Raw genomic sequence first — 26,924 nt, 5'->3', positions numbered from 1 at the left:
CGCCATGACCACCAGCCACCTCGGCGAGGCGTACGCCGGCTATCTGGACCACCTCGCCGACGCCGACGAGTACGCCGCGACCGACCTGGCGATCGGCCTGCTCGACGCGGGCGTCCCGGCGGAGCGGGTGCTGCTCGACCTGGTCGCGCCAGCCCAGGCCGAGGTGGGCGAGCGGTGGGCGCGCAACGAGTGGAGCGTCGCCCAGGAGCACGCGGCCACCCACATCAGCGAGCAGGTGGTGGCGGCGGTGTCCGCGCACGTCAGACCGCGGCCGACCGGCGGCCGGGTGGTGGTCGCCTGCATGGACGGCGAGTGGCACGCGCTGCCGCCCCGGCTGGTGGCGGAGGTGCTGCGGTTACGCGGGTGGCAGGTGACGTTCCTGGGGGCCAGCGTGCCGGCGGCGCACCTGGTGTCGTATCTGCACCGCCACGACGCGCACGCGGTAGCGCTGGCGTGCGCGCTGCCGATGCGCCTGCCGTACGCCCACCGGATGATCGAGGCCTGCCGCCGCTCGGACGTGCCGGTGGTGGTGGGCGGGCGCGGGTTCGGCACGGACGGCCGGTGGGCGCACCGGCTCGGGGTGGCCTGGGCGCCGGACGCGCCCTCGGCTGCCGAGTTGATCAGCGACGAGCGGGCCCTGCGCGGGGCGCCCCCGGCGCGGCTGGCCCACCTTGCCGACGACGAGTACGCCAGCCTGGTGCGCCGTCGCGGTGAGCTGATCGACAGCGCGTTGGCGGAGCTGCGGGAGCGGGTGCCGGCGACGCGCGCGTACACCGCGGCGCAGCTCGACGCGACCGTGAGCGACCTGGGCCACATCGTGGACTTCCTGGCCGCGGCGGTCTACGTCGACGACGCGTCGTTGTTCACGGAGTTCGTGCAGTGGCTGGCGGGGATCCTGACCAGTCGTGGGGTGCCGGTCGGGGCGATCGTCCTGCCGCTGGAGCACTACGCCACCGCGCTGCGGGACTTTCCCCGGGCGGCGCGGGCACTGGCGCTGGGATGCGCGGCGCTGCCCGGCCCAGCCCGCTGACCGACCCGCTGGCGGCACCCGGATCGATCACCGCGCTCGGCGGCGCGGCAGTCAGCTCTGCGTATACTTGCCGGACTGCAAACGTCCCACCCGAGGGTGGAGCGAGGGGGAGAAACGGTGACGTTCAGCGTCAGCTACGTCGAGCGCGACGGTGGTGGCGCCTGCCTGCGGCTCGCGGGCGAGCTGGACCTGAGCACCGCCCCCGAGCTGACCGCCGCGATCGACCGGCTCACCGCGGCGGGCGAGACCCGGGTGCTGCTCGACCTGACCGACCTCACGTTCTGCGACTCCACCGGGATGGCCGTGTTCGTCCGCGGTGACAACCAGGCGGCGGCCGACGGGGGTTGGCTCCGGCTCACCGGGGCCAACGGGCGGGTCGAGCGGGTGCTACGGGTGACCGGCCTCGCCGACGTGTTGCGTTACGAACCGGAGGCGGTCGACCCGGCGTCCCGCACCGCCTCCTGATGGGCTAGATTTTCCCGCCAGCATTCCCCGCATTTTCCCGCCAAAGCGGTGACCGTCAGGGTCCCGTCCCCGCCGACTCCGAGGCAGGTAGTGATGGGCGCAGAGAGCCCGCAGCCGGTACGCATCCTGGTGGTCGACGACGACCCGGGCGACGTGCTGATGATCGAGGAGGCGCTGGCGGACTCCGACGTCGACAAGATCATCGACGTGGTGAGTGACGGCGAGGAGGCGATGGAGTTTCTCCGCGCCGAGGGCCGGCACGAGCAGGCCCGCCGCCCGGACGTGATCCTGCTGGATCTGAACATGCCGCGGATGGACGGTCGGCAGGTGCTCGGGGCGGTCAAGCAGGACGAGGATCTGCGGACCATCCCGATCGTGGTCCTGACCACCTCCAACGCCGACACCGACATCGTCGGCAGCTACACGTTGCAGGCCAACGCCTACGTCACCAAGCCGATCGACCTGGACGACTTCAATGACGTGGTCCGCCGCATCGACGAGTTCTTCGGCCGGGTCGTCGTACTGCCCAAGCGCGGCTGACGCCTGCGCCACCTGCGCGCATGCTGAACATTTTCCCCGAACCCCCTCGGCGCGAGCGGTCCCGGCCGAGGATCCAGGTGGGGAAGTAACAGCAGCTGCCTGGGGGGCGACAGTATGAGGTTCTCCGTCGTTGAGACCGGTTACGACCAGCGGCAGGTGGACTACTGCCTGGACGAGTTGGGGATCCGGTTGTCCCGGCTCGCGGCGCGGGCCGAGGGCGCGGCCGGGGCGACCCGCGAATGGGACGAGATCCGTCAGGAGGCGGCCTGGCTCAGCGGGCTCCTGCAACGACTGGACCTGGGCGACGCCACCGCCACCCGGCACGCAGGTGACGCGGTGCGGCGCGAGGCCGCCGAGATCCTGGCCCAGGCCCGCGTCGAACTCGACGAGGCCCGCGAGGAGGCCCGGCGGGTGCGGGAGCGGGCGTACGCGGAGGCCGTGCAGGCCCGACGTGACTTCGAGGCGGCGCTGGACGCCCGTCGACGGCGCGAGGCGCGGGTGGACGAGATCCTCAGCCAGGTGGCAGTCGACCAGGTACCCGCCGACACCCCCACCGCGGCTGCCGGCGTACCGGGCAGTCGGGTCGGTGTCGGCGGCCTGGACGCGGGCGCGGAGCCGCCGCCCGGCCGCCGCTGAGACGCGTGCGGCCGGAGTCCCGGCTCAGGCGGTGAGCGCCTCCGCGACGGTGGTCGCCCGGTCCTCGTGCTGGGCGTACGCGTCGGGGTAGGCGGAGATCTGCACGGCCTGGGCGGCGGCGGTGACGCTCATGTCCTGCCAGCCGGGGATCTCGTTGAGCGCCGTGTAGAAGGCCCGCGCGGCGTACGACGGGCGCATCAGCTGGGCCACCGTGCCCCAGCCGCTGCTGGGCCGTTGCTGGAACAGCCCCACCGAGTCGTGGTCGGAGCCGCTGCCCTGGTTCGGGTACTCCGCCGACTCCGGGAGGACGTCGCTGGCCAGGTTGTAGAGGTTGCTCTCCTGCATGGCGGTGGACAGTGCCACCACCAGGGCGCGGCGCGGCATCTTCATCTCCAGGCCGACGTCCACGATGGTTTTCGCGTTGTCCATCTGTGCCTGGTCGAGGCCGGCGACCGGCCGGGGGCGGCGGGGCTTGACCGGCTTCTTGGGCGCCTTGCGGACGACGGTGGGAGTCGGTGTGGGCTTCGCCGTCGGGCTGGGCGGCAGGATCCGGGCGGGGGCGGCGTCGCGGTCCAGCGACCGGGAGGCGCGCTCGTCGGCGATCGCGGCGCGGTCGGCCACCGCCTCGGCGAGCGGCTCGACGGTACGGGCGCTGTCGTCGTTGCCTCGCGCGGTGGCGACCGCCACGAGGCTGAGGCAGCAGGTGACACCGGTGGCCAGCGCCACCCGCACCGGGGTGGAGCCCAGCAGGGCCCGCCGCGGCGGTTCGGCAGCGCGGTGACGGCCGGTCGTCCGTTCGGTTGATGCGGCGTCGTCCGAGAGGGTGCTCGGGCGCGCGTCGGTCAGCTTCTGGGCGGAGGGGTCGTCGGGATGCACCTGCCGAGGCTAAAGAGCCAAATGCCCGATGCCACCAGCCCGTAGAGTGGCATGCGCCACAATTTGCCCTGATCATGCCGACTTTAGTTCACAAAGCATAGGCGAAGCTGATCAACCTCGCGGATCACTCCAGACGGTTATTCCCGACTTGTCGGGTGAATGCGGTCGCGCTGTCGGCCTGCCGGTCGAGCCCGCAGCCATGCCAGGCGGTCATCCGAACAACCGATGCACACCTCCACCAACCGGCCCGGGCTGGGGCGTCAGTGTCGGCCGTTTTCTGCTGGGGTGACGGTCAGGCGGTGTCGGCTGGTGTCGCTGCTGGAGAACGGCCAGAGCCGGTCGGCGTACTCGACCAGGTCGGCCAGTTGGTCTCGGCTCAGGCCGGCGGAGGAGATCTCCGCGTGCACGTCGGCCCGGTATCGGCCGTCGTTGTCGCGTCCCAGCTTCGCCTCGGCTCGGACCTGCACGGTGTGCGCCTCGTCGGTGATCTCCCCGGCCACCTCCACCGCCGCGTGGTGCAGGCAGGAGGCGAAGGCCGCGGCCAGCAACTGTTCCGGGGTCAGCCCGGTGCAGTGGGGCGCCAGCGGTGAGGCCAGCGCGGTGGAGAGCCCGCCATCGTCGGTGCGTACGTGACCGCCCTCGGCGGTCGCTGTGGCCTCACGCAGCCAGGAACTCTGATCCGGCATCGCGTTTCTCCCGTCGCTCACCAGGCCGGCTACCCGACCGCCGCCCGGCGAAACGCTGTGCCGCCCCGCGAACCCCGCCGCCGCCAACCAAACGTCCGTGCGGCGTGCGGTCAGCGCCCGTAGGGCAGGTTCGGCTCGTGGGCCACCGCCACCGCCTCGGTGGCCTCCGCGGCGGCCCGTTCGGTCCACGGCGACGTCGCGACCGACCGGCGGCTCGTCGGGATCGTCATCGGCACGTACACCCGGGCGTCCACGGCCTCGGCCAGCAGCAGCGCGGCGACCAGGCTGGTCGGACGCTGCTCGGGATCGTCGGCGAGGCAGGAGTGGCACAGCTCGGCGACCTCCGGCGGGAGCCCGGTGATGTCGGGCAGCGGCTCCGGTGGCTGACGGCGGCGGACGAGCAGCAGTTCGCTGGCGGTCGCCGCGCGGTAGGGCAGGCGGGCGGTGAGGCTGTAGTAGAGCAGCACGCCGAGGGCGTACATGTCGGCGGCCGGGGTGGCCGGCGCCTCGTCCAGCTGTTCGGGCGCCAGGTACGCCGGAGTGCCCAGCACCATCCCGGTCGGCATCGGGTCCGGTGCTCCGGCGGCGATGGCGATGCCGAAGTCGAGCACCTTCACCCCGGCCGGGGTGAGCATGACGTTGGCGGGCTTGACGTCCCGGTGCACGATGCCCTCGGCGTGCGCGGCGGCCAGCGCGGCGGCGACCTCCGCGCAGACCCGCACCGCGATCTGCCAGTCAAGCGGCCCGGCGCGCAGGTGCACGGCGAGCGTCTCACCCTCGGCCAGTTCCATGACGATGTAGGGCACCGGTCGGCCGGGCCACGTCGAGGAGGTGCCGAAGTCGTGCACGCTCGCCACGTTGGGGTGCTCCAGGCGGGCCGCCGACCGGGCCTCCGCGCGGATCCGGTCCACCGGGCCGTCCCGATCGTCGTGACCGGGCGAGATGAGCTTCACCGCGACCGGCCGGTCCAGCACCTGGTCGTACGCCCGCCACACCTCGGACATCCCACCCACCCCGATGCGCTGTTCGAGCCGGTACCGCCCGTCCAGCATGCGCATCGACCACTCCTCGTCCTCGCCCCGCCGACGGCCGGGTGCTCAGATGCCGGTACCCGAGCGCCGAACTGGGCAAACCGGAGCCCGATTCGGGGGCGGACGGCCCCGCGCACCTCGCTGCGCCACGGCGGCGGGTGCGGTAGCTTGCGAGCCAGAGCCGGTGTCACCCATTGTGCCGGCACGGTCACCCGAGGGGGCGCCGCGATGAGCGAGGTCACCGTACGCTTCGTCGGCGGGCCCGCGGACGGCCTGGTCCGGCTGCTGCCGGCCGGGTCGGACGGCGCCCCACCCCAGCGTTGGATCATGCGGCACCCGGACGGCACGGGCCCGGTGCAGCCCGGCCCCGACCACCTCTACGAGCGCGACCGGCCCGACGAGGCCGGCGGTTGGAGCATGCGCTTCGTGCGCACCGACGCGTACGGCGTGTCCGAGTGACCACGAGGCGGGTCTGACCGGTGGCGTCGCGGCGGCCCGGTCGCACAGCTGGCGCACAGCTTCCGCAGGGGCGTGGCACAGGTGTCGCGGCCACGCTGGGGCCCATGGTCATGAACGGGCAGGCCGCGCCGAGCCGGATCGAGCTGCGTCGCCCCGACGGTGAACCCGTCCGGGTACTGGTGGTCGACGACGAACCCACGCTCACCGACCTGCTGTCGATGGCCCTGCGCTACGAGGGTTGGCAGGTCCGCACCGCCGGCAACGGCATGGCGGCGTTGAGCACCGCCCGACAGTTCGAGCCGGACGCCGTGGTGCTCGACGTGATGCTGCCCGACCTGGACGGTTTCCAGGTGCTGCGTCGGCTGCGCGAGCACGCCCCCACCGTGCCGGTGCTCTTCCTGACCGCCCGCGACGCGGTCGAGGAACGCATCGCCGGGTTGACCGTCGGCGGCGACGACTACGTCACGAAGCCGTTCAGCCTCGAGGAGGTGATCGCCCGGCTGCGCGCGCTGCTGCGCCGCTCCGGGCTCGCGATCGCCGCCCGGGAGGAGGCGGTGCTGGTTGTCGGTGACCTCAGCCTCGACGAGGACAGCCACGAGGTCCGCCGGGCCGGCCAGCTCGTCACCCTGACCGCTACCGAGTTCGAGCTGCTGCGCTACCTGATGCGCAACCCGCGCCGGGTGCTCAGCAAGGCGCAGATCCTCGACCGGGTGTGGAACTACGACTTCGGCGGCCAGGCCAACGTGGTGGAGCTGTACATCTCGTACCTGCGCAAGAAGATCGACGCCGGCCGGGCACCGATGATCCACACGTTGCGCGGCGCGGGCTATGTCCTCAAACCCGCCGAGTAGGTGCCGCCCGCTGCGGGCCGCCCGGAGGTGGCTGGCCGGGCGCTCCCTGCGTACCCGACTGGTGTTTGCCCTGCTCGCGCTGCTGGCGTTGGTCAGCGTCGCCATCGGGGGCCTGACCACGGTGGCGCTGCGGCACTTCCTGATCGACCGCTTGGACGCCCAGTTGGCCCCGGCGACGGGCATGCGGGGCGACCGTCCCGGCCGGCCGGCCTTCCCCGGCAACGGACTGGGCGGCATCCCACCCGGGTTGCCGTCCGGCGCGGTGGTCGCCGAGATCGCCGACGGCCGGGTGACCAGCGCCCGGACCCTGACCAACAGCGCCTCCAACGCGTTCCCCGACCCGCAGGCCGTCCCGGTGGGGGAGGTCGCCGCGCTGGCGGGCCTGCCGGTCGACGCCAGACCGCGCACCGTCGACCTCGGCGACCGTGGTGACTACCGGGCCGTGGCCCGGCAGTACTGGGACGGCCGGGTACGCGTCGTCGCGGTCCCCCTCTCCGGCGTCCAGGAGACCGTCTGGGCGCTGGTCGCCGCGCAGGCAGCCGTGGCCGCCGTCGGGCTCGTCATCGCCGGTGCCGCCGGAGCGCTGATCGTGCGGGCGACCCTGCGACCGCTCAACCGGGTGGCCGCCACCGCCACCCGCGTCACTGAGCTGCCCCTGGACCGGGGGGAGGTCGCACTCGCCGTCCGGGTGCCGTCCGCCGACACCGACCCGCGCACCGAGGTCGGTCAGGTCGGCGCGGCGCTGAACCGGATGCTGGGCCACGTCGCCGACGCGCTCTCCGCCCGGCAGGCCAGCGAGACCCGGGTACGCCAGTTCGTCGCCGACGCCAGCCACGAGTTGCGGACGCCTCTCGCGGCGATCCGCGGCTACGCCGAGGTGGCCCGGCGTGGCCGCGACGAGGTTCCCGCCGACGTGGCGCACGCGCTGCGCCGGGTGGAGTCGGAGAGCACCCGGATGACCAGCCTCGTCGATGACCTGCTGCTGCTGGCCCGCCTCGACACCGGCCGTCCGCTCGCGGTCGAACCGGTGGACCTGACCGCCCTGGTGGTGGACGCGGTCAGCGACGCGCACGTCGCCGGCCCCGAACACCGCTGGCAGCTCGAACTGCCCGAGGTGGCGATCCGGGTGCCCGGTGACGCCGCCCGACTGCACCAGGTGGTCGCGAACCTGCTCACCAACGCCCGGGTGCACACCCCGCCCGGCAGCACGGTCACCACCACGCTGGCCGTCGACGCCGCCAGCGCCGTACTCACCGTCGCCGACAACGGGCCCGGGGTGCCGGTGGAGCTGCAACCGGAGGTGTTCGAGCGGTTCGCCCGGGGCGACAGCTCCCGGTCCCGCGCGCACGGCAGCACCGGCCTCGGCCTCGCCATCGTCGCGGCGGTGGTGGAGGCCCACCACGGCACGGTCGGGGTGCAGAGCCGTCCAGGTCGGACGGTGTTTACCGTCCGGCTGCCCAATCCCACAGCCGACGCGTAGGCAACGCGCGGCACACCGGCGCCGGTCAGTCGCTCAGCATCTCGGTGAGGACCTCGACGACGCGGCGGGTGTGCCGCCCGTCGGGGTCCTCGTCGGGGTTCAGGTCGGTCACGCTCATCCCGAGCAGCCGGTCGGCGCGGGCCAGCGGCGTGACCAGCGCGATCAGGTCGGCCCAGCGCGGCCCGTCCGGCTCCGGGTAGGTCACGGCGGGCAGGTCGCGCGGGTCCACCACGTCCAGGTCGAGGTGCAGCCAGGCCGGCCCGTCGCCGTCGGCGGCCAGGCCCGCTCCGACCGTCGCCGCGCCTCGGCGCCGCAACTCGGCGGCGTTGATCTGGCGGATCGCCGGGTCGATCCGGGCCGCCTCGACCCGGCTGCTCTCGTCGGTGGCCGGGCGGTGCCCGAGCAGGTGGACGCGGCTCGGCTCGATCAGCGCGCCGGTCGGCCCGACGGCGGCGGCGGGACCGTACCCGGTGACCACCGAGAGGTCCATGTCGGCGGCCTCACCGGTCGGCGAGGTCGTGCCGTCGAGGAAGTCGGGGTGGGCGTCGACGAACCACAGGTCGGTCGCCGGGGGCAGGGCCCGGCAGATGCCGGGCAGGATCGCGCAGTCCCCGCCGAGCACCAGTGGGCGGTGGCCGTCCGCGACGAGCGCGCCGATCCGTGCCGCGATGGCGCCGCCGGCCCGGACCAGGCCCGCCGCGCCGATCACCCCGCTCGCCGGGTCGCGGTTCGGGTCGCGCAACCGGGCCTCGTCGATCTGCCCGTCGTCGTCGGCGGCCAGGGCTTCGCGCAGGCCGGCCCGGCGCAGCGCGGTGGGGGCCCGCTCCTCGCCGCGGCCAGCGCCGGAGGAGTCCAGCGGCGCGTCCACCATCATCCAGCGCACGTCCGCAGCGTACCGGCGCGGTCCGCCGTCCCGGCCGCATTCTGTGGCGAGGCTGGGAGTACGCCGATGTGCCCTCGACGGCGACAGGGACCGGCGTACGGTGATGGACAAGTCCGGCTTTCTGGGTTAAAAGCCTCATCGGTGTATGCCCGGGACGCCGGTGTCGAGGCGGCGAGGGCAAGGAGCGATCGGTGGAACATCTGGCCTACCTGGACGCGGGGTCCGGCAGCCTGATCGTGCAGGCGGTCGTCGGCGGGGTGGCTGGCGCCGCGGTCGCCGCGAAGCTCTACTGGCGACGGCTGGTCGACCGGTTCCGCCGGCAACCCACCGACCAGCGCTGACGCGGGCCAGGCCCGACGATGGCGATCTCACCCACCGAGGTACGGCCCGAGCCGGCCTCCTTCCGGGACCCGGCCAACCGGGTCTTCCACGTCGGCGACGAGGTGCTGCGGGGGCTGGACCCCCAGGCCGCCGAGCACTGGCGGGCACTGACCGGCAGCACGTTCTTCCCGGCGCTCGTCGCCGCGCGCAAGGTCTGCGCCACCGAGGACGCCCCGCCGACACTGGTGCCCGCCACGGCCGGCACGCCGTGGGCCGCCGTGCTGCGCCACGAGCGCATCCCGTTCGTCTCCCACCCGTACGAGTGGTCGTTCAGCATGCTGCGCGACGCCGCCCTGCTGCACCTGGAGATCCTGAACGCCGCGCTGCGTGAGGGTTTCACCACCAAGGACGGCTCGGCGTACAACCTCCAGTGGCGGGGCGCCGCACCGGTCTTCATCGACATCGGCTCCTTCGAGCCGGTCCGCGACGGCGAACCGTGGGCCGGCTACCGGCAGTTCTGCCAGACCGTGCTCTACCCGCTGATGCTCACCGCCCACCTGGGCGTCGACTTCCAACCGTGGCTGCGCGCCCGGGTCGACGGCATCGAGGCCGACGAGCTGCGGCCGCTCTTCAACGGGGCCCGCCGGCTGCGCCCCGGCGTGCTGACCCACCTGCACCTGCACGGGGCCATGCAGCAGAGCAACGCCGCCGCCAGCACCAGCGAGGTCCGCGACCAACTGCGCGCCGCCGGCTTCTCCCGCGAGTTACTGCTCGCCACCGTACGCGGCATCGAGAAAATGGTCCGCAAACTGGACCGCCGCCCGCCCGAGAGCCACTGGTCGGACTACCAACGCACCTGCGGCTACTCGGCCCGCGACCGGGTGGCGAAGGAGCAGTTCGTGGCCGCCGCGGTGGCCGCCGGCACCCGCCCCCGCCTCGTGCTCGACCTCGGCGCCAACGATGGCCGGTACTCCCGGCTGGCGGCCGGCCACGCCGACTACGTGGTCGCCGTCGAGCAGGACCCGGCCGTCGTCGACGAGCTGTACCGACGGCTGCGCTCCGAGGGGCAGCGCCGCATCCTGCCGCTGGTGCTGGACCTGGCCGACCCCTCGCCGGGTGGCGGCTGGCGGGGCGTCGAGCGGGCCGGTTTCGCCGAGCGGGCGTCCGCCGACGTGGTGCTCGCCCTGGCCGTGGTGCACCACCTGGCGATCGGACGCAACGTGCCGCTGCCGGAGGTCATCGACTGGCTGGCCGGGCTGACCGCGCCGGGCGGCGCGGTGGTGGTGGAGTTCGTCCACCCGGAGGACCCGATGGCGACCCGGCTGCTTGCCAACAAGCCCGCCGGTCTCTTCCCGGACTACCGACGCGACACCTTCGAGACGCTGCTCGGCGCCCGGGGACGGATCACCGACCGGCTCGAGCTGCCCTCGGGCACCCGCACGCTCTACCGGACGGTGATGGGTGGTTGAACCGCGGTGGGAGCGGGGCTGGCGCGGCGAGCTGGGTCGGCTGCTGGAGATCGTCGCGTTGGTCGGTCTCGTGGTCACCCAGCCACTGCTGGACGTGCTCGGTCGCAGCCCCGACTTCTTCCTCTTCCACCGCGCCGACCCGGCCCAGATCCTGCTGCTGGTCGCCCTGGTGACGGTGCTCCCCACAGTCGCGGTGGCGCTGCTCGGCGCGCTCAGCCGACTCGCCGGCCGGACCGCCCGCGCCATCACCCACACCGGGCTGGTCGGGCTTTTGGTCGCCGCGCTCGCCGTGCAGGTGGGTCGGCACGTGACGCCGCTTCGGGGCGTACCCCTGCTGCTGGTGGCGCTGCTGGCCGGCGCGGCCGGCGCGGCCGCACACCGGCGGTGGCGGGCGCCGGGCCGGGTGCTGCGACTGGCCGCCGCCGGCCCGGTGGCCTTCGTGGCGCTCTTCCTGCTCGTCTCGCCGACCTCGGCGGTGGTCCTGCCGCGCGGCGACGGCGGCACGGCCGGCACCGCGCAAGGCTCGGCCGTGCACCCGCCGGTGGTCATGCTGATCCTCGACGAACTGCCACTGGTCAGCCTGCTCGGCACGGACGGGAAGATCGACGCCGGGCGGTACCCGCACTTCGCCGAGCTGGCCGGCGGATCCACCTGGTACCGCAACTCCACCGGGGTCAGCGGGTGGACGCCGAACGCGCTGCCGGCGATGCTCACCGGCCGCTACCCGGCCAAGCCGGTCGCCCCGCACTACTCGCAGTACCCGGACAACCTCTTCACCGCCTTCGGTGGCCTGTACGACATCCGCGCCGAGGAGAGCATCACCCGGCTCTGCCCACCGAGTCGCTGCGAACAGCCGGTCACCCCGGAGCAGGGGCTCGGCGTGCTGGTCCGGGAGACCGGCAAACTGCTCGGCCGGGTCGCCGGGCCCACCGAGAGCGCCGTCGACCCGGAGGACTCCTACCGGGAGCAGACCCGCGCCGAGGCCGGCCTGGACGCCGCCGAACCGGCGCCGGCCGACCCGAAGTTCCGCTGGGACAGCCTGGACGACAACCAACCCGCCCGGTTCACCAGCTTTCTGGCCGGGCTGACGCCGACGAACCGGCCCACCCTGCACTTCCTGCACCTGCTGATGCCGCACTCACCGTGGGCGTACCTGCCGTCCGGGGCGCGCTACGACGCCCCCGAGGACCTGCCCAACGACGGCGCCGGGTGGGTCGACCTGGCCCGGCAGCGGCACCTCGCCCAGCTCGGCTACACCGACCGGCTGATCGGCGAGACGCTGCGGACGCTGCGCGCCAACGGCCTCTACGACCAGGCCCTCGTCGTGGTGACCGCCGATCACGGGGTCAGCTTCCGCCCCGGCGCCCAGGGCCGGGGCATGGACGCCATCAAGGCCGCCGCCGGCGAGGTCGCCTGGGTGCCGACGTTCGTCAAGGAACCCCGGCAGCAGACCGGCCGGGTCGACGACCGCAACTGGGAACACGTCGACCTGCTGCCGACCGTGGCCGACGAAGCCGGCATCCGGTTGCCGTGGCGGGTCGACGGGCGCTCCGCCCGGCAGGCCCCCCGCACCGACGGTACGAAGCACTTCTACGACCGCCCCGGCGAACCGGTCACCTTCCCCGGCGGCGTGCCCGCCCCGCCACCCCTGCCGACACCCCACCCGCTGGTCGGCACCGAGGTGCGCGCCGGCCCGGCCGACGGCAGCGCCCGGGTCGCCGACCTGGCCGCGTTCACCGCCATGGACCCGGACACCGGCACCCTCCCGGCGCTGGTCTGGGGCGACGTACCGGACCGGATCCCGGACGGCACCCTCCTCGCCGTCGCCGTCAACGGCCGCATCGGGGCCGTCGTCCCCGTGGTGCCGGCCGACCCCGGCGGACGCCGGTTCGCCGCGCTGCTCGCCGACGACAAGCTGTTCCACGCCGGCACCAACAAGCTCGACGTCTTCCAGGTCGCGACGGACGGTACGCTGCGACGCCTCACCCTGTCCTGACGAGGCTTCCGGGTTCGGTCCGTTCCGGCTTCCGTGGTCGGTCCGGCCGGGGCTTCGGGGGTCGGTCCGGCCCCGGCTTTCGGGGGATGGTCCGGTCTGGTCCCGTCTGGCGGGATGCGGGTTTCCCGGCCGCCCGGTCGGGAATCGGGTGACGCATACCTCACCGCCGAACCACGGCGGGCGTTGTCCCCCGAGCCGCAATTACGGTAGAAGCGAAGGCAATTCAACGTAGATCTGCCGGCGAAGCGAGGAACCACATGACGGAAGTCAAGCTCGATCACCCCGGTGGGCAGCTGTCGATGCCGGTACATCCTGCGGTCGAGGGCCCCGCCGGTATCGGGGTGAGCAAGCTGCTGAAGGAAACCGGGATGACCACGTACGACCCCGGTTTCGTCAACACCGCCGCTGCCTCATCCGCGATCACCTACATCGACGGCGACGCGGGCATCCTGCGTTACCGGGGGTACCCGATCGAGCAGCTGGCCGAGAAGTCCTCCTTCCTGGAGGTCTCCTACCTGCTCATCTACGGTGAGCTGCCGACCGAGCAGCAGCTGACCGAGTTCACCGAGTGGATTCGGCGGCACTCGCTGCTGCACGAGGAGATGCGCCGCTTCTTCGACGGCTTCCCCCGGGACGCCCACCCGATGGCGGTGCTCTCGTCCGCGGTGAGCGCCCTGTCCACCTTCTACCAGGACAGCCTGGACCCGTTCGACTCCGAGCACGTGGAGATCTCCACGGTCCGGTTGATGGCGAAGGTCCCCACCATCGCCTCGTACGCGTACAAGAAGTCCATCGGTCAGCCGCTGCTGTACCCGGACAACTCGCTGGGGTACGTGGACAACCTGCTGCGGATGACGTTCGGCGTGCCGGCGGAGCCGTACGAGGTCGACCCGGTGATGTCGAAGGTGCTGGACATGCTCTTCGTCCTGCACGCCGACCACGAGCAGAACTGCTCCACCTCGACCGTCCGCCTGGTCGGCTCCAGCAACGCCAACCTGTTCGCTTCGGTCTCGGCCGGCGTGAACGCGCTCTTCGGCCCCCTGCACGGCGGCGCCAACCAGGCGGTGCTGGAGATGCTCCAGCAGATCCACGCCGGCGACGGCGACGTCCGGTCCTTCGTCCGCAAGGTCAAGGACAAGCAGGACGGCGTCAAGCTGATGGGCTTCGGCCACCGGGTCTACAAGAACTACGACCCGCGGGCGGCGATCGTCAAGAAGGCCGCGCAGGACGTGCTGGGCCGGATGGCCAAGCCGGACCCGCTGCTGGACATCGCCATGGAGCTGGAGGAGATCGCCCTCGCCGACGACTTCTTCGTCTCCCGCCGGCTCTACCCGAACGTGGACTTCTACACCGGCCTGATCTACAAGGCCATGGGTTTCCCGACCAAGATGTTCACCGTGCTCTTCGCGCTCGGCCGGCTCCCCGGCTGGATCGCCCAGTGGCGCGAGATGATCAGCGACCCGGAGACCAAGATCGGCCGTCCGCGGCAGGTCTACGTCGGCTCCGCCGAGCGGGACTACGTCCCCTTCGGCGAGCGCTGACCCGCTCCTCGCTTCACCGCAGGCCGTCGACCCCTCCGGGTCGGCGGCCTGCGGCGTTCGGTGCGTCAGAGCTGTCAGAAGGCGGAGATGTTCCCGGCTCGCTCACTGCGACTCAGCGCGCTGATCAACGCGGACTGGCCGTTGCGACGCACGGCCAGTCGGACCAGCAGGTCGCGTACCGGGTCGAAGACGTCCGCCGGGAACTCCGGCGTGGGTACGCCGATGCTCACCGCGAGGTCGTCGGAGTGGACCACGATCTCGAGCTGACGAGTGAGTAGGAAGTCACCGCGCCGCAACGACCAGCCCTGCCACGGGATCGGCACGATCTCGCGGGCGGCACCTCGGGAGAGCAGGTCGCCGACCTCCTCCAGCGCCCGGGCGGAATGCGCGTGCAGGTCGGCCGGCCCGCGGAGGGCGTCGGCCTCGTCCGGGCCGGAGGCGACGGTGTCCTTGTCCGGGGCACCCTCGCTGACCCAGGCGGCCCGCTCGTAATGGGTGTCGGCCGACTCCAAGGTCGGCAGGTCGGTCGGCGTCGGCAGCAGCTCCGCCGCGCGTACCGCCTGACGTCCCAGGTGGCACGCCAGGCCACCCACGGACAGGTGCGGCAGCGCGCTCGGGCTGGACCACTGCTCGGACACCTCGGGGCGTCGGATCAGGTCCAGCGCGATCGCGGCGGCGACCGGAAAGCTGGCGTCCAGGGCGTCGACAGGGCGAGACATTCGCACATTCTGACAGCCCCGGCCACGCGGCGCCGGGTGCGCTGCGCTCGTCACGGCATGATCGACTCGGCTTTCAGGAAGTCGGGGGGTCCCAGCACCGGGACACCCCGACTTCAAGGAAACCGAGTCGATCAAGCGCGAACGGGCCGGGCCAGCACCGTCAGCGCAGGCCGGCGGCGGCGAGGAGGTTGCCCTCGGGGATCGCCGGGAGGGCGCGACCCTGCGACATCCGCTGCTCGGCGCGCTCGGCGGTGAACGCGGCGTCGTGGTGGATGGCGGCGGCGTAGCTGGCGGCGGTGCGCTGGGCGATGGCGGCCCAGCCGTACTGGTCGTGGACCATCCGGCGGGCGTGGCGGGCCATGACGCGGGCGCGGTCGGCGTCGGACAGCAGCGCGTCCACGGCGTCGGTCAGGCTGTCCGGGTCGTGCGGGCGGAAGGTCATCCCGGTGACGCCCGGTTCGACGATCTCGGCGAGGCCACCGGTGGCGGCCACGGCGATGGGAGCGCCGGCCGCGGCGCCTTCCAGGGCGACCATGCCGAACGGCTCGTAGATGCTGGGCACGGCGAAGCAGTCGGACGCGGCCATCAGCGCCGGCAGGTCGGTGCCGCCCAGGAAGCCCGGCATGGTGACCATGCCGCCGAGGCCGCGGCGGTGCACCTCGGCCTCCAGTTCGGCGCGGTACGGGCCGTCACCGGCGATCACGGCGCGCAGCCCGGGGTGCCGCTCGCGCAGCCGGGGCAGTGCGGCGATCAGGTGCTGCACGCCCTTCTCGTACACCAGACGGCCGGCGAAGGTGACCAGCGGGCCGTCCCCGGCGAAGCGGGCGCGGGCGGCGGCCACGGCGCGTGCGGGCACCCGCCAGCGGTGCGGCTCCACGCCGTTGGCGACCACGTCGACCCGCGCGGCCGGTACGCCGAAGAGCGCGTTCACCTCGTCGCGCATGTACCCGGAGCAGACGATCACCCGGTTGGACTCGCTGCTGAGCCACTGCTCGACGCCGTGGATGGTGCGGTTCATCTCCTCCGGCAGCCAGCCCTGGTGCCGCCCGGCCTCGGTGGCGTGGATCGTGCTGACCAGCGGGATGTCCAGGTGGTCGCGCAACGTCATCGCGGTGTGCGCGACGAGCCAGTCGTGGGCGTGGATGACGTCGTAGGAGCCGGCTTGGGTGGCGCGCAGGGCGGTGCGGGTGAGGGTGTGGTTGAAGGCCATGGTCCAGGCCAGCAGGGAGCCGGTGGCGAGGGGGAAGGTGACCGGGTCTTCGGGGGCGCGCAGGATGCGGACGCCGTCGGCGTACTCCTCCAGGGGTGCGCCTTCGGAGTGGCGGGTGACGACGGTGACCTCGTGGCCGGCGGCGGCGAGGGCGACGGAGAGGGCGTGCACGTGTCGGCCGAGACCGCCGACGAGCACTGGCGGGTACTCCCAGGACAGCATGAGGATGCGGCGGGTCTGCGGGGGCACCCCGGGGCCGGACTGCGCCGGCGCGGGCGTGCCGGGCTGCGCGGTGGGACCGGGCTGCGCGGGGGGCCGGGAGGTCAGGGTGGGCCGGTGGGCCCGGTCCTTGGTGGCAGCGAGCTGCTCGTCGACCCGCAGGGTCACATCAGTCTCCGTCCATGCATGGTGGTGCGCGCCGGCGTCAGTGGCGGCGGAGCGAGAGGTGTAAGGGGTGGCCGAGGGCCTGGCGGGCACGCGCGGACGCTTGTCCCCGGTCAAGGAAAGTCCATCGGACCCAAGAACGCACCTCGAAAAGGGTCATCGTGACGGAGGACACCCGATCGGTGTACGGCGCATCAGACAGGTGGTTTTTGGTCACCGCCTGAAAGGATGGATTGGCGCGCCCGGGCCGGGGGCACTACCCGCATGCGCGCGGGTGGAGTCGGCCGGCGCGCACATATCCATGGTCTAAGGAGCGACATGCAGGTCTGGCCGGGCGAGCGGTACCCCCTGGGCGCCACCTACGACGGGATGGGCACCAACTTCGCCATCTTCTCCGAGGTGGCCGAGCGGATCGAGCTGTGCCTCTTCGACGAGTGGGACACCGGCGCGGAGCGCCGTGTCGAGCTGCGCGAGGTCGACGCGTACGTGTGGCACGCGTACCTGCCGGGCATCGAGCCGGGCCAGCGCTACGGCTACCGGGTGCACGGCCCGTACGACCCGGCGAACGGGCTGCGCTGCAATCCGCACAAGCTGCTGCTCGACCCGTACGCCAAGGCCATCGACGGTGACGTGGAATGGGACCCGGCGGTCTACGACTACGACATGGCGGAGCCGGAGCGGATGTCGGAGACCGACTCGGCGCCGTTCATGCCGAAGTCGGTGGTCGTCAACCCGTACTTCGACTGGGGCAACGACAAGCCGCCGCGTACCCCTTACCACCACTCGGTGATCTACGAGGCGCACGTACGCGGGCTGACCATGCGCCACCCGGACATCCCGGAGGAACTGCGCGGCACGTACGCGGGCATCGCCTCGCCGCCGATGATCGACTATCTGACCCGGCTCGGGGTGACCGCGATCGAGCTGATGCCGGTGCACCAGTTCATCCACGACAACCGCCTCGTCGACCTGGGTCTGCGCAACTACTGGGGCTACAACACCATCGGCTTCTTCGCCCCGCACCACGGATACTCCGCGCTGGGCCGCCTCGGCCAGCAGGTGCAGGAGTTCCGGGGCATGGTGAAGGCGCTGCACGCGGCCGGCATCGAGGTCATCCTCGACGTGGTCTACAACCACACCGCCGAGGGCAACCACCTCGGGCCGACGCTGAGCTTCAAGGGCGTGGACGCGCCGAGCTACTACCGGCTCAGCGAGGAGGACCGCCGCTACTTCGTCGACTACACCGGCACCGGCAACAGCCTCAACGTGCGCAGCCCGCACTCGCTGCAACTGATCATGGATTCGCTGCGGTACTGGGTGACCGAGATGCACGTCGACGGTTTCCGCTTCGACCTGGCGGCCACACTGGCCCGGGAGTTCTACGAGGTGGACCGGCTCTCCACCTTCTTCGAGGTGGTGCAGCAGGACCCGGTGGTCAGCCAGGTGAAGCTGATCGCCGAACCGTGGGACGTCGGCCCCGGCGGCTACCAGGTGGGCAACTTCCCGCCGCTGTGGACGGAGTGGAACGGCAAGTACCGCGACACCGTGCGGGACTTCTGGCGCGGTGAGCCGGCCACCCTCGCCGAGTTCGCGTCCCGGATCTCCGGCTCCGCCGACCTCTACCAGGACGACGGCCGCCGCCCGTTCCACAGCATCAACTTCGTCACGGTGCACGACGGGTTCACCCTCAACGACCTGGTGTCGTACAACGACAAGCACAACGAGGCCAACGGCGAGGAGAACCGGGACGGCGAGAGCCACAACCGGTCCTGGAACTGCGGGGTCGAGGGCGACACCGACGACGAGGCGGTCCTCGCCCTGCGGGCCAAGCAGCGGCGCAACTTCCTGGCCACCCTGATGCTGTCGCAGGGCGTGCCGATGATCGGCCACGGTGACGAGCTGGGCCGCACCCAGCACGGCAACAACAACGTCTACTGCCAGGACAGCGAGCTGGCCTGGGTCGACTGGGACAACGTCGACGAGCAACTGCTGGAGTTCGTCCAGACGCTCACCGCGTTCCGCAAACGTCACCAGGTGTTCCGGCGTCGCCGCTTCTTCACCGGCCTGCCGGTGAACGGGCGCGGCATCGACGAGCCGCTGCCCGACCTGGCCTGGCACACCCCGGACGGGCGGGAGATGACCGGCGAGGACTGGGGCAACGACTTCGGCCGCTCGGTGGCGCTCTTCGTCAACGGCGAGGGCATCCGCGAGCGTGGCCAGTACGGCCAGAAGCACCACGACGCGTCGTTCCTGCTCTGCTTCAACGCCCACGACGCGCCGCTGGACTTCACCATGCCCGGCAGCGAGTACGGCCAGAAGTGGGAACGGGTGATCAGCACGGCCGAACCCGAGCCGGGCGACGCCACGGTGATCAGCGCGGGCGGCACCATCCGGGTGCCGGACCGGTCCCTCGTCGTGCTGGAGAGGACGATCTGACATGCCGGCCACCCCTCCGAAGGCCACCTACCGGGTCCAGGTCCGCCCCGGCTTCGACCTGGACGCCACCGCCGCGATCGTCGACTACCTGGACGACCTCGGCGTCAGCCACCTCTACAGCGCCCCGCTGCTGACCGCCACGCCCGGGTCCCAGCACGGCTACGACGTGGTCGACCACCGGGCCGTCAACCCGGAGCTGGGCGGGGAGGCCGCCCGGCAGCGGCTGCTGCGCGCACTGCGCGACAAGCAGCTCGGCCTGGCCGTCGACATCGTGCCCAACCACGCCGGGGTCGCCGTTCCGGCGGCCAACCCGCCCTGGTGGGACGTGCTGCGCCGGGGGCGCGACTCGGCGTACGCCGACTGGTTCGACATCGACTGGGACCGGGGCCGGCTGCTGCTGCCGGTGCTGGCCGACGACCCGGCCGCCCTGGACGACCTCAAGCTTGTCGATGGGGAGCTGCGCTACCACGAGCACCGCTTCCCGGTCGCCGAGGGCACCGGCGACGGCAGTGCCGCCGAGGTGCACGACCGGCAGCACTACGAGCTGGTCTCCTGGCGGCGCGGTGACGCCGAGCTGACGTACCGCCGGTTCTTCGCCATCGCGGGCCTGGCGGGTCTGCGCGTGGAGGACCCGGCGGTCTTCGCCGCCACCCACGAACTGGTCCTGCGCTGGGCCGCCGCCGGGGAGGTCGACGGCATCCGCGTCGACCACCCGGACGGCCTGCGCGACCCGGCCGGCTACCTGGCCCGGTTGCGGGCCGCCGCGCCGGACGCCTGGCTCGTGGTGGAGAAGATCCTGGAGTACGGCGAGGAGCTGCCGGACTGGCCGGTGGACGGCACCACCGGCTACGAGGCCCTGGCCGCGGTCGGCGGGCTCTTCGTCGACACCGACGCCGAGGGTGACTTCACCGCGCTGGACAACCGGCTGACCGGGCGGCACACCTCCTGGGAGGACCTGACCCACGCCACCAAACTGGCCGCCGCCACCCAACTGCTCGCCGCGGAGCTGACCCGGCTGGCCGCCCTCGCCCCCGAGGTGCCCACCGAGCAGGCCCGCGCGGCGCTCGCCGAGCTGGCCGCCGCGTTCCCGGTCTACCGGGGCTACCCGCCGCACGGCGCCCGGCACCTCGCCGCCGCCCGCTCCGAGGCCGGCCGCCGCCGCCCCGACCTGGCCGGTGCCCTGGACGCGGTCACCCGCCGGCTGCGCAACCCCGACGACGAGCTGGCCCAACGGTTCCCGCAGCTCAGCGGCGCGGTGATGGCCAAGGGTGTGGAGGACACCGCGTTCTACCGCTGGACCCGGTTCGTGGCGCTCAACGAGGTCGGCGGTAGCCCCGCCCACTTCGGGGTGCCGCCCGCGGAGTTCCACCGCTTCGCCGGCGCCCACCAGGTCCGCTGGCCCGCCAGCATGACCAGCCTCTCCACCCACGACACCAAACGCGGCGAGGACGTCCGCGCCCGGCTCGCCGTGCTCAGCGAGCTGCCGGGCCGCTGGGCCGAGCAGGTCAAGACCTGGATGGAGTACGCGCCGCTGCCCGACCCGTCGTTCGCCCACCTGCTCTGGCAGACCGCCGTCGGGGCGTGGCCGATCGAGCGGGAACGGCTGCACGCGTACGTCGAGAAGGCCGCCCGGGAGGCCGGGGCCTCGACCAGTTGGGCGGACCCCGACCCGGCCTTCGAGCAGGCCCTGCACGCCGTCGTCGACCGGATGTACGACGACCCAAGCCTGCACGACGAGCTGACCGAACTCGCCACCGCGATCACCCCGGCCGGCTGGTGCAACGCGCTCGGGCAGAAGCTGATCCAGCTCACCATGCCCGGGGTGCCGGACACCTACCAGGGCACCGAGCTGTGGGACAACTCCCTCGTCGACCCGGACAACCGCCGCCCGGTCGACTTCGACGTACGCCGAGAGCTGCTGGCACGCATCGACGGCGGCTGGCGTCCCCCGATCGACACCGACGGGGCGGCGAAGCTGCTCGTCGTGTCGCGGACCCTGCGGTTGCGGCGGGCTCACCCGGAGCTGTTCACCACCTACCGGCCGGTGCCCGCGCACGGGCCGGTGGGTCGGCACGTGGTGGCCTTCGACCGGGGCGGCGCGATCGCCGTGGCGACCCGGCTGCCGCTGGGCCTGGCCCGCGCCGGTGGGTGGTGTGACACAGCCCTGTCACTTCCCGTTCACGAGATGAAGGACCTGTTCACCGGCCGGGTCTACAGTGGCGGGGAGACCCCTCTGGACGACCTCCTGGCCGACTATCCCGTGGCTCTGCTGACTCCTCTCACCGCTGCCGAGGAGGCCGTTTCATGACCGAATTCTCCGTCTGGGCACCGGACGCCGCCCGGGTGCGCCTGCGCCTGGCCGGCGACACCGACCACGAGATGCGCGCCGCCGCCGACGGCTGGTGGCGGGTCGACGTGCCCGACGCCGGCCTCGACTACTCCTTTCTGCTGAACGACGACGAAACCCCCCTGCCCGACCCCCGGTCACCGTGGCAGCCTGCGGGAGTGCACGGGCCGAGCCGCCGCTACGACCACGCCGAATTCGCGTGGTCCGACAGCGCGTGGACCGGCCGGCAACTGCCCGGCAGCATCCTCTACGAGCTGCACATCGGCACCTTCACCTCGGAAGGCACCTTCGACGCGGCCATCGACCGCCTCGACCACCTCGTCTCCCTGGGTGTCGACCTGATCGAGCTGCTCCCGGTCAACGCCTTCAACGGCGAACACAACTGGGGGTACGACGGCGTCTGCTGGTACGCCCCACACGAGCCCTACGGCGGCCCCGACGGCCTGAAACGGTTCGTCGACGCCGCCCACGCTCGCGGTTTGGGGGTGATCCTCGACGTTGTCTACAACCATTTCGGGCCCTCCGGGGCCTACGCGCCGCAGTTCGGGCCCTACCTCGCCGAGCAGAGCAACACCTGGGGTCGCTCGATCAACCTGGACGGCCCGCACTCCGACGAGGTACGCCGCTACATCATCGACAGCGTGCTCATGTGGCTGCGCGACTACCACGTCGACGGGCTGCGTTTGGATGCTGTGCACGCGCTGCCCGACTCGCGGGCGGTTCCTCTGCTCGAAGAGCTGGCCATCGAGGTCGAGTCGCTGTCGACGCACCTGGGGCGGCCGTTGTCGCTCATCGCCGAATCTGACCTCAACGACCCGCGGCTCATCACGCCGCGCGAGGCGGGCGGGTTCGGGCTGCACGCCCAGTGGAACGACGACGCGCACCACGCGCTGCACACGTTGCTGACGGGGGAGCGGCAGGGGTACTACGGGGACTTCGGCTCTCTGGAGACGCTGTCGGACGTGCTGACCGGCGGGTTCTTCCACGCTGGGACCTGGTCTAGCTTCCGGAATCGGCATCACGGGCGGCCGGTTGATCCTCGGGTGCCTGGGCACCGGTTCGTGGCCTACCTGCAGAACCACGACCAGATCGGGAACCGGGCCACCGGGGATCGGATCTCGGCTTCTCTGTCGCCTTCGCTGCTCCGCGTTGGGGCCACGCTGCTGCTGACGGCGCCGTTCACTCCCATGCTGTTCATGGGGGAGGAGTGGGCGGCTTCTACGCCTTGGCAGTTCTTCACCTCGCACCCGGAGCCGGAGTTGGCGTCTGCGGTGCGGACCGGGCGGCGACGGGAGTTCGCGGCGCACGGGTGGCCGGAAGGGGACGTGCCCGATCCGCAGGACCCGCAGACGTTCGTACGGTCGCGGTTGGACTGGGCCGAGCTGGACAAGCCTGAGCATGCTTCGATGTTGTCGTTCTACCAGCGGTTGATCGCCACGCGTCGATCTCTTCCTGACCTGTCGGATCCTCGGTTGAACGCTGTCTCCGTTCAGCACGGGGACCAGTTCCTGGTGATGCGGCGGGGGGACACGCTTGTCGTGGCGAACCTAGCTGGGCGGGGGCAGGGGGTTTCGCTGCCTGGGGTGGCTCGGCGGGTGCTGCTGGCTACGGGGGAGGGGGTCACGGTGATGCGGGACCGGATCCAGCTGCCGGCTGAGACTGCGGCGATCGTGGCGCTGTGACCAGAGTTTGACGAGGAAGTCCAACGGCCTTGGTGGCTGGTGGATGCACGAGGGCAATGTGCGGAAGCTTCCCGCGAGCGGTTCGGATTCTTAGGCGTGACCCGAAGCCGAATCGCGTGCCGCTCGCACGATGGCAATTCGCGGTTGCGCAGTCCTTCGGTCAGCTGGATCCGGTCCTGCGCTCCAGCTTCAGGTGGTCGGACACCTCGTTAGCCGCTGAGAGCCTTTGCTGATGGGCGACGCGACCGCAAAGATTCCGCCCCACGTCCGATTAGTTGGAGGCGGGTCTGCCGCGATAGTTGGATGAGGCTACCGCTGTGGATGCGTAGGCTTCGACTACGATGACGCATCGATTGCCTGCTCTATGATGATTCGTCGCTTATTTGGTGAATCTGTTTTCGTCCAATAACCACTAGGGGTCCCGCTTAATGGCAAGAAGTTTTCCTGCTCCACTATTTCACCTAGGCCATTATTCCACCAGCCGGCCACTATCTCATTGCCTTGGCTTACGAAAGCTTGAGCGGTCTCGAGGCACTTCTCGGCCTTGTTGATCGTCTGGCTAAGATGATTGATGGTAGATAGGTAGTGCCTCCCGTGCTTGGTTTCCGGGTCGGTAAAATTATCCACGGCGTCGGCGATGCCTTCGAGTATGTGGTTGGCCAGGCTGGATTCCTCCGGATGCTCCTTCAGTTGACGTATGAGGGTCAGCATTAACGGGTTAATCTGAGAACTGCGCGCCAGGTACACCTGGGCATCGCGCAAGAATCGCTCGGCAAGCGGTAATATGTCGGGGCCGAATCGAAGTTGCGTTGCGAGGATCGCCGAGCGAGGGCTCCGCCTCGCCCTCAGCCGCGCCAGATGGTCCTTGTGCTGTTCGTAGGTCGCATTCATTTGCGCTGAATTTACTTTATCCCCTAACACCGCCTTCAGCCAATCGGCGAAGGAGCCGTCGATCTCCTGTACCACGTCGTGGATCCCCGAACCGTCAGCATGGCTTGGATCGAGTTCGCGGGCCAGCTGAATTTCGTTTGCTTGAAGCTCAAGCTCGTTCAATCTCTTGGCCAGTTGGTGGACGGATTTCCGGTGTTCAGGGGAAGTTAAACCTTCCAGACGTAAGCTGCGCCAGTCGACACTCTGAATTCGTGCAATGAGGGCTACAGCTTCATCCTGGTTTGCTCCGGTAAAGTCAGGCACATCGACGTAAAGGATGGGCAGCATCAACCGCTCGAGGCCGACGCTCTTTGCTCGCCCGTAGAAGTCGAGAAGCTCCCTTCGGCATTCAATTCTAGTAAAGTATCTTGGTGTTAATACGGGAATGAAGAATACCGCCTCATTCAGGGCCAAATCAATGCGTTGTCGCCATTCGTCGCCCCATTCAATCGAATTTCTATCCACGAATAGCTTGAGTGGTCGGCCAGCAATTAGATTGAACTCCTGTTCCAGTGCGGTCGCCAGCTTGAGGATAGCCCCGTCGTCTAGGCGATTATCCTCTCTGGCGTAGCTCCAGAAGCCCCTGGCCCCAGTCTGTTCGCCCATGCGGCAAATCATTCTCGATCCGGTGCAGGATGTCGACTCCTGGCAACCGACTTGGCCGGAATGGCTTGCAGCTGTGTCGGATGGTTGACAGTGGTCACCGTCAAGGCATCACGAAGTGGGCGGCGATATCCGCCTAGTCGAGGGCGAAACCGAGACGCGGACCGACCCGACAGACCCTAGGTAGCCCTCGATCACTGGAATTGGCCGTGACTGGGCCCTCTCGGTGCACCTACCGTTACACCCTATGGGTTGGACGACTACCAGCAGGAAGGCAAGTCAACCCCCATGGAGCGCTTGACCTTGAGCGTGCAGGACGAGGGGCCCATGCGTCGGACGAGGATGACCCAGTTTGCGGCATAGGCGTAGCTTCGTTGCCGTTCTCATCAAATCAGGGCGGTGGGACGGTCGAGCCACCAGCAAGGTATACGGGAGCATGTCGTTCACGTGCGCGCAAAGCCGCACGAACGCGCGGGGCTACGTTGGCGGGAAGGCGCTGCTCGACCGTTTGGCACGGGAAGAAGGCAACGTCCTCCAGCTCATGACTTGGTAGATTTAAGCCGTCATGGCTGACAATGGAGCCGCAATCGAACGTGAAGCTGACGATTGCGCGAGGTCGCTGCCCGGCGGGCTCTGCCCAATCGACTACGAGAAGGTCACCCACGAATACAGCTATCCCCAGCTCCTCTCGGACCTCGCGTGCGCAGGCGTCATGTGGGTACTCGCCCTCATCCACGTAGCCGCCGGGAAAGGCCCAGTGGTCTCGGTACGTGGGCTTGACGAGCAGCACGTTGCCTGCTGGATCAGTGATGAAGGCAGCGGCGGCCGCGTAGAAAGACGCCAGATGGGCGTACCAGGTTGAGGGCTCCGTCCAGGTCACATCGGTGACGCTAGCGGACATGCCTATCCGTGCTTCCGCCCTAGGGTCACTGCTGGCATGGCAGCAAGGGTCAGCAGGACTTCGTTGACCTGCGGCGATGCCTGATGAGGCCTGAGCGCGGCAGTGAGTTCGCGGACGCGTTGGTGAAGACGCGCCGACTGAATGCCCCCAGCTTGCTGCGCCAACTTCCAGCTCCAGTTGCAGGCGGTATCGGCGTCTCCAGCGCGGGCATGAGTCTTGGCGATGAGGGCGGTGTGCAACGCACGCGTCCGTAGGTTCTGGCTGCCTACGGTGAGCGCTCCGGGAACGTGTCGGAGGGCTTCAGTATGCAAATGAAGGTCTCCCAGGCACCTCAGCGCGGCCCCGGCCAGATGGGCTGGGCTGAAGTAGCCGACCCAACGCGGGCCGGGGTCATCGCCCGCCCGATCGAGAGCACGCTCAGCCGTCGTGAGGGCGAGTTGGCAGGCGCGCCGCTCGCCTGACTGTCCGTAGGCGGTGGCGGCGGTGGCGTGCAACCGAGCGAGGACCGCTGCGGGTGCGCGCCCGGCTCCGTCGATGGCTGCCTCGACGAGCCGGGCTGCCTCTCGGGCTTTTCCCAAGAACACGGCCTGGGTGGCCAGGTTGGCCAGCAGGTGAGCGCCGTAGAGGCGGTCGTCAGCGGCCTTGGCGAGACGCAGGCCGAGGGTCACATGATGTTGCGCCACGGCATGTTCGCCCGCGTCGTACGACATGAAAGCGAGTTGGCCGGAGAGTATTGCCGCCGCAAGCATGAGACCGCGTCCAACGGCATCGGTGTAGGTGCCACGCAGCATGGGCGCGACCTGATGGACGAGGAAGTCGGCCATGACGGCCCGGGTGTGCGGAGAGCCGCTGCCGTGACGTCGGTCGAGGTCGGTGAAGTGGTCCGCGAGCGCGTACAGCGATTGAACGTCGGTGGAGGTGACCTGTTGCCGGCCGGTCCGGCTGGTCGACCCGTCGGACAGGTCATACCGCCAGCCGAGTGCTGCCTCCAGCGCTTTGCCGCTGTCGAACGTCCCGCTGGCTTGTTGGTTGAGGTGCTTGGCCAGCCTCGTCCAGATTTGCTCGGCCTTGTTGATTGCCCCATCGATTGAAGTGGGGTAAGTGCACTCTCCGATGCTCTCGGTTGCGCCGAATCCCAGCTCCGTGACGGCGACTGGCCGACCGAGCTTGCGGGCAAGCGTTTCGGCCATGGCGGCCTGTACGTGCTCGCCAGGCCGGCGACCGCGCAGCCACCAGTAAACGCTGGCAGCGTCGTAGCGCCAGGCGCCCTCGTTGCGGCCGGCGTGATTGAGCTGGCGAGCGAAAGTGGCGTGGGCGTTGCCGTAGCCGGCGGCACTCAGCAGCCCCTCGAACGCCGAGTTCGTCACCGGTCGCGCCATGGTTCCGCCTCCAGGCATCAAGCAACTACCAACAGTCACGAGCCTATGGGCTGCTGCGGTCCTGTGGGG

Annotated in this window: 23 protein-coding genes; 14 read left to right on the top strand and 9 right to left on the bottom strand. The window is 70.7% G+C overall.

From position 1 onward, the window contains the following. Window positions 1–4: 4 nt before the first annotated feature. The 4 genes from ACIBD9_RS17685 (at window position 5) to ACIBD9_RS17670 (ending at window position 2,671) form a co-directional block, all read left to right on the top strand. Window positions 5–1,030 (top strand): B12-binding domain-containing protein, encoded by a 1,026-nt coding sequence (locus ACIBD9_RS17685; RefSeq protein ID WP_396718888.1) that lies wholly within the window; start codon window positions 5–7, stop codon window positions 1,028–1,030. A 117-nt stretch (window positions 1,031–1,147) separates the two neighbouring features. Beyond that, complete coding sequence (locus tag ACIBD9_RS17680; RefSeq protein WP_396718817.1) at window positions 1,148–1,495, top strand: STAS domain-containing protein; 348 nt, start codon at window positions 1,148–1,150, stop codon at window positions 1,493–1,495. A 93-nt stretch (window positions 1,496–1,588) separates the two neighbouring features. After that, the gene (locus ACIBD9_RS17675) at window positions 1,589–2,035 is read left to right on the top strand and encodes a response regulator (protein WP_396718815.1); all 447 of its coding nucleotides are present in this window, start codon (window positions 1,589–1,591) and stop codon (window positions 2,033–2,035) included. A gap of 114 nt (window positions 2,036–2,149) precedes the next feature. Beyond that, on the top strand, window positions 2,150–2,671 hold the full coding sequence (locus ACIBD9_RS17670; protein ID WP_396718814.1) for an ATPase: 522 nt from the start codon (window positions 2,150–2,152) through the stop codon (window positions 2,669–2,671). A gap of 24 nt (window positions 2,672–2,695) precedes the next feature. Here the strand turns inward: ACIBD9_RS17670 and ACIBD9_RS17665 are convergent, their stop codons facing one another. The 3 genes from ACIBD9_RS17665 to ACIBD9_RS17655 form a co-directional block, all read right to left on the bottom strand. Next, window positions 2,696–3,547, bottom strand: coding sequence for a hypothetical protein (locus tag ACIBD9_RS17665; RefSeq protein WP_396718812.1), 852 nt, complete (start codon window positions 3,545–3,547; stop codon window positions 2,696–2,698). 260 nt (window positions 3,548–3,807) lie between these two features. Beyond that, the gene (locus tag ACIBD9_RS17660) at window positions 3,808–4,233 is read right to left on the bottom strand and encodes an OsmC family protein (protein WP_196922768.1); all 426 of its coding nucleotides are present in this window, start codon (window positions 4,231–4,233) and stop codon (window positions 3,808–3,810) included. Between the two features lie 110 nt (window positions 4,234–4,343). Beyond that, a complete protein-coding gene (locus ACIBD9_RS17655) occupies window positions 4,344–5,291 on the bottom strand; it encodes a serine/threonine-protein kinase (protein ID WP_396718810.1) in 948 nt (315 codons plus the stop codon). Between the two features lie 201 nt (window positions 5,292–5,492). On the opposite strand from ACIBD9_RS17655, the gene ACIBD9_RS17650 reads away from it, so the two are divergent. The 3 genes from ACIBD9_RS17650 to ACIBD9_RS17640 all read left to right on the top strand — a co-directional run bounded on the left by ACIBD9_RS17650 (window position 5,493) and on the right by ACIBD9_RS17640 (window position 8,054). After that, window positions 5,493–5,723: a hypothetical protein gene (locus tag ACIBD9_RS17650; protein ID WP_091408172.1), complete on the top strand. Its 231-nt coding sequence runs from the start codon at window positions 5,493–5,495 to the stop codon at window positions 5,721–5,723. A 104-nt stretch (window positions 5,724–5,827) separates the two neighbouring features. After that, window positions 5,828–6,574 (top strand): response regulator transcription factor, encoded by a 747-nt coding sequence (locus ACIBD9_RS17645; protein WP_396718808.1) that lies wholly within the window; start codon window positions 5,828–5,830, stop codon window positions 6,572–6,574. Window positions 6,575–6,605: 31 nt separating this feature from the next. Then, entirely contained in the window at window positions 6,606–8,054 is a 1,449-nt protein-coding gene (locus ACIBD9_RS17640; RefSeq protein ID WP_396718886.1) for a sensor histidine kinase, read from the top strand. Window positions 8,055–8,079: 25 nt separating this feature from the next. On the opposite strand, the gene ACIBD9_RS17635 is transcribed toward ACIBD9_RS17640, so the two are convergent. Beyond that, window positions 8,080–8,928 (bottom strand): arginase family protein, encoded by an 849-nt coding sequence (locus tag ACIBD9_RS17635; RefSeq protein ID WP_396718884.1) that lies wholly within the window; start codon window positions 8,926–8,928, stop codon window positions 8,080–8,082. A gap of 200 nt (window positions 8,929–9,128) precedes the next feature. Here ACIBD9_RS17635 and ACIBD9_RS17630 point away from each other — a divergent pair, with 200 nt between their 5' ends. From ACIBD9_RS17630 to ACIBD9_RS17615, 4 genes are all read left to right on the top strand, one after another. Next, window positions 9,129–9,278, top strand: coding sequence for a hypothetical protein (locus tag ACIBD9_RS17630; protein ID WP_165947858.1), 150 nt, complete (start codon window positions 9,129–9,131; stop codon window positions 9,276–9,278). 18 nt (window positions 9,279–9,296) lie between these two features. Then, entirely contained in the window at window positions 9,297–10,727 is a 1,431-nt protein-coding gene (locus ACIBD9_RS17625; protein WP_396718806.1) for a class I SAM-dependent methyltransferase, read from the top strand. Next, window positions 10,720–12,723 carry a sulfatase-like hydrolase/transferase gene (locus ACIBD9_RS17620; RefSeq protein WP_396718804.1) on the top strand — a complete coding sequence of 668 codons (2,004 nt, stop codon included), beginning with the start codon at window positions 10,720–10,722 and terminating at the stop codon, window positions 12,721–12,723. Before ACIBD9_RS17625 ends, ACIBD9_RS17620 begins: the two co-directional genes overlap by 8 nt. A 257-nt stretch (window positions 12,724–12,980) precedes the next feature. After that, a complete protein-coding gene (locus ACIBD9_RS17615) occupies window positions 12,981–14,264 on the top strand; it encodes a citrate synthase (RefSeq protein ID WP_091408199.1) in 1,284 nt (427 codons plus the stop codon). A gap of 74 nt (window positions 14,265–14,338) precedes the next feature. Here the strand turns inward: ACIBD9_RS17615 and ACIBD9_RS17610 are convergent, their stop codons facing one another. Further along, the gene (locus ACIBD9_RS17610; RefSeq protein WP_396718802.1) at window positions 14,339–14,983 is read right to left on the bottom strand and encodes a maleylpyruvate isomerase N-terminal domain-containing protein; all 645 of its coding nucleotides are present in this window, start codon (window positions 14,981–14,983) and stop codon (window positions 14,339–14,341) included. A gap of 160 nt (window positions 14,984–15,143) precedes the next feature. After that, window positions 15,144–16,415, bottom strand: coding sequence for a glycosyltransferase family 4 protein (locus ACIBD9_RS17605; protein WP_396718882.1), 1,272 nt, complete (start codon window positions 16,413–16,415; stop codon window positions 15,144–15,146). Between the two features lie 480 nt (window positions 16,416–16,895). Here ACIBD9_RS17605 and glgX point away from each other — a divergent pair, with 480 nt between their 5' ends. The 3 genes from glgX to treZ are packed head-to-tail and all read left to right on the top strand — an operon-like array spanning window position 16,896 to window position 23,042. Next, entirely contained in the window at window positions 16,896–19,013 is a 2,118-nt protein-coding gene (glgX, locus tag ACIBD9_RS17600) for a glycogen debranching protein GlgX (protein WP_396718800.1), read from the top strand. A gap of 1 nt (window position 19,014) precedes the next feature. Then, complete coding sequence (gene treY, locus ACIBD9_RS17595) at window positions 19,015–21,321, top strand: malto-oligosyltrehalose synthase (protein WP_396718798.1); 2,307 nt, start codon at window positions 19,015–19,017, stop codon at window positions 21,319–21,321. After that, a complete protein-coding gene (gene treZ, locus ACIBD9_RS17590) occupies window positions 21,318–23,042 on the top strand; it encodes a malto-oligosyltrehalose trehalohydrolase (RefSeq protein WP_396718796.1) in 1,725 nt (574 codons plus the stop codon). Before treY ends, treZ begins: the two co-directional genes overlap by 4 nt. 336 nt (window positions 23,043–23,378) lie before the next feature. Here the strand turns inward: treZ and ACIBD9_RS17585 are convergent, their stop codons facing one another. From ACIBD9_RS17585 to ACIBD9_RS17575, 3 genes are all read right to left on the bottom strand, one after another. After that, a complete protein-coding gene (locus ACIBD9_RS17585; RefSeq protein WP_396718794.1) occupies window positions 23,379–24,578 on the bottom strand; it encodes a toll/interleukin-1 receptor domain-containing protein in 1,200 nt (399 codons plus the stop codon). Between the two features lie 388 nt (window positions 24,579–24,966). Beyond that, window positions 24,967–25,476 (bottom strand): NUDIX domain-containing protein, encoded by a 510-nt coding sequence (locus tag ACIBD9_RS17580; protein ID WP_396718792.1) that lies wholly within the window; start codon window positions 25,474–25,476, stop codon window positions 24,967–24,969. A 2-nt stretch (window positions 25,477–25,478) separates the two neighbouring features. Continuing rightward, the gene (locus tag ACIBD9_RS17575; RefSeq protein ID WP_396718790.1) at window positions 25,479–26,855 is read right to left on the bottom strand and encodes a hypothetical protein; all 1,377 of its coding nucleotides are present in this window, start codon (window positions 26,853–26,855) and stop codon (window positions 25,479–25,481) included. Window positions 26,856–26,924: the final 69 nt, after the last annotated feature.

Source organism: Micromonospora sp. NPDC050784 (assembly GCF_044456765.1).
Classification (GTDB): domain Bacteria; phylum Actinomycetota; class Actinomycetes; order Mycobacteriales; family Micromonosporaceae; genus Micromonospora; species Micromonospora foliorum.
The sequence above is the reverse complement of the archived record's forward strand: the minus strand, read 5'-3'. Positions and strand labels throughout refer to the sequence as shown.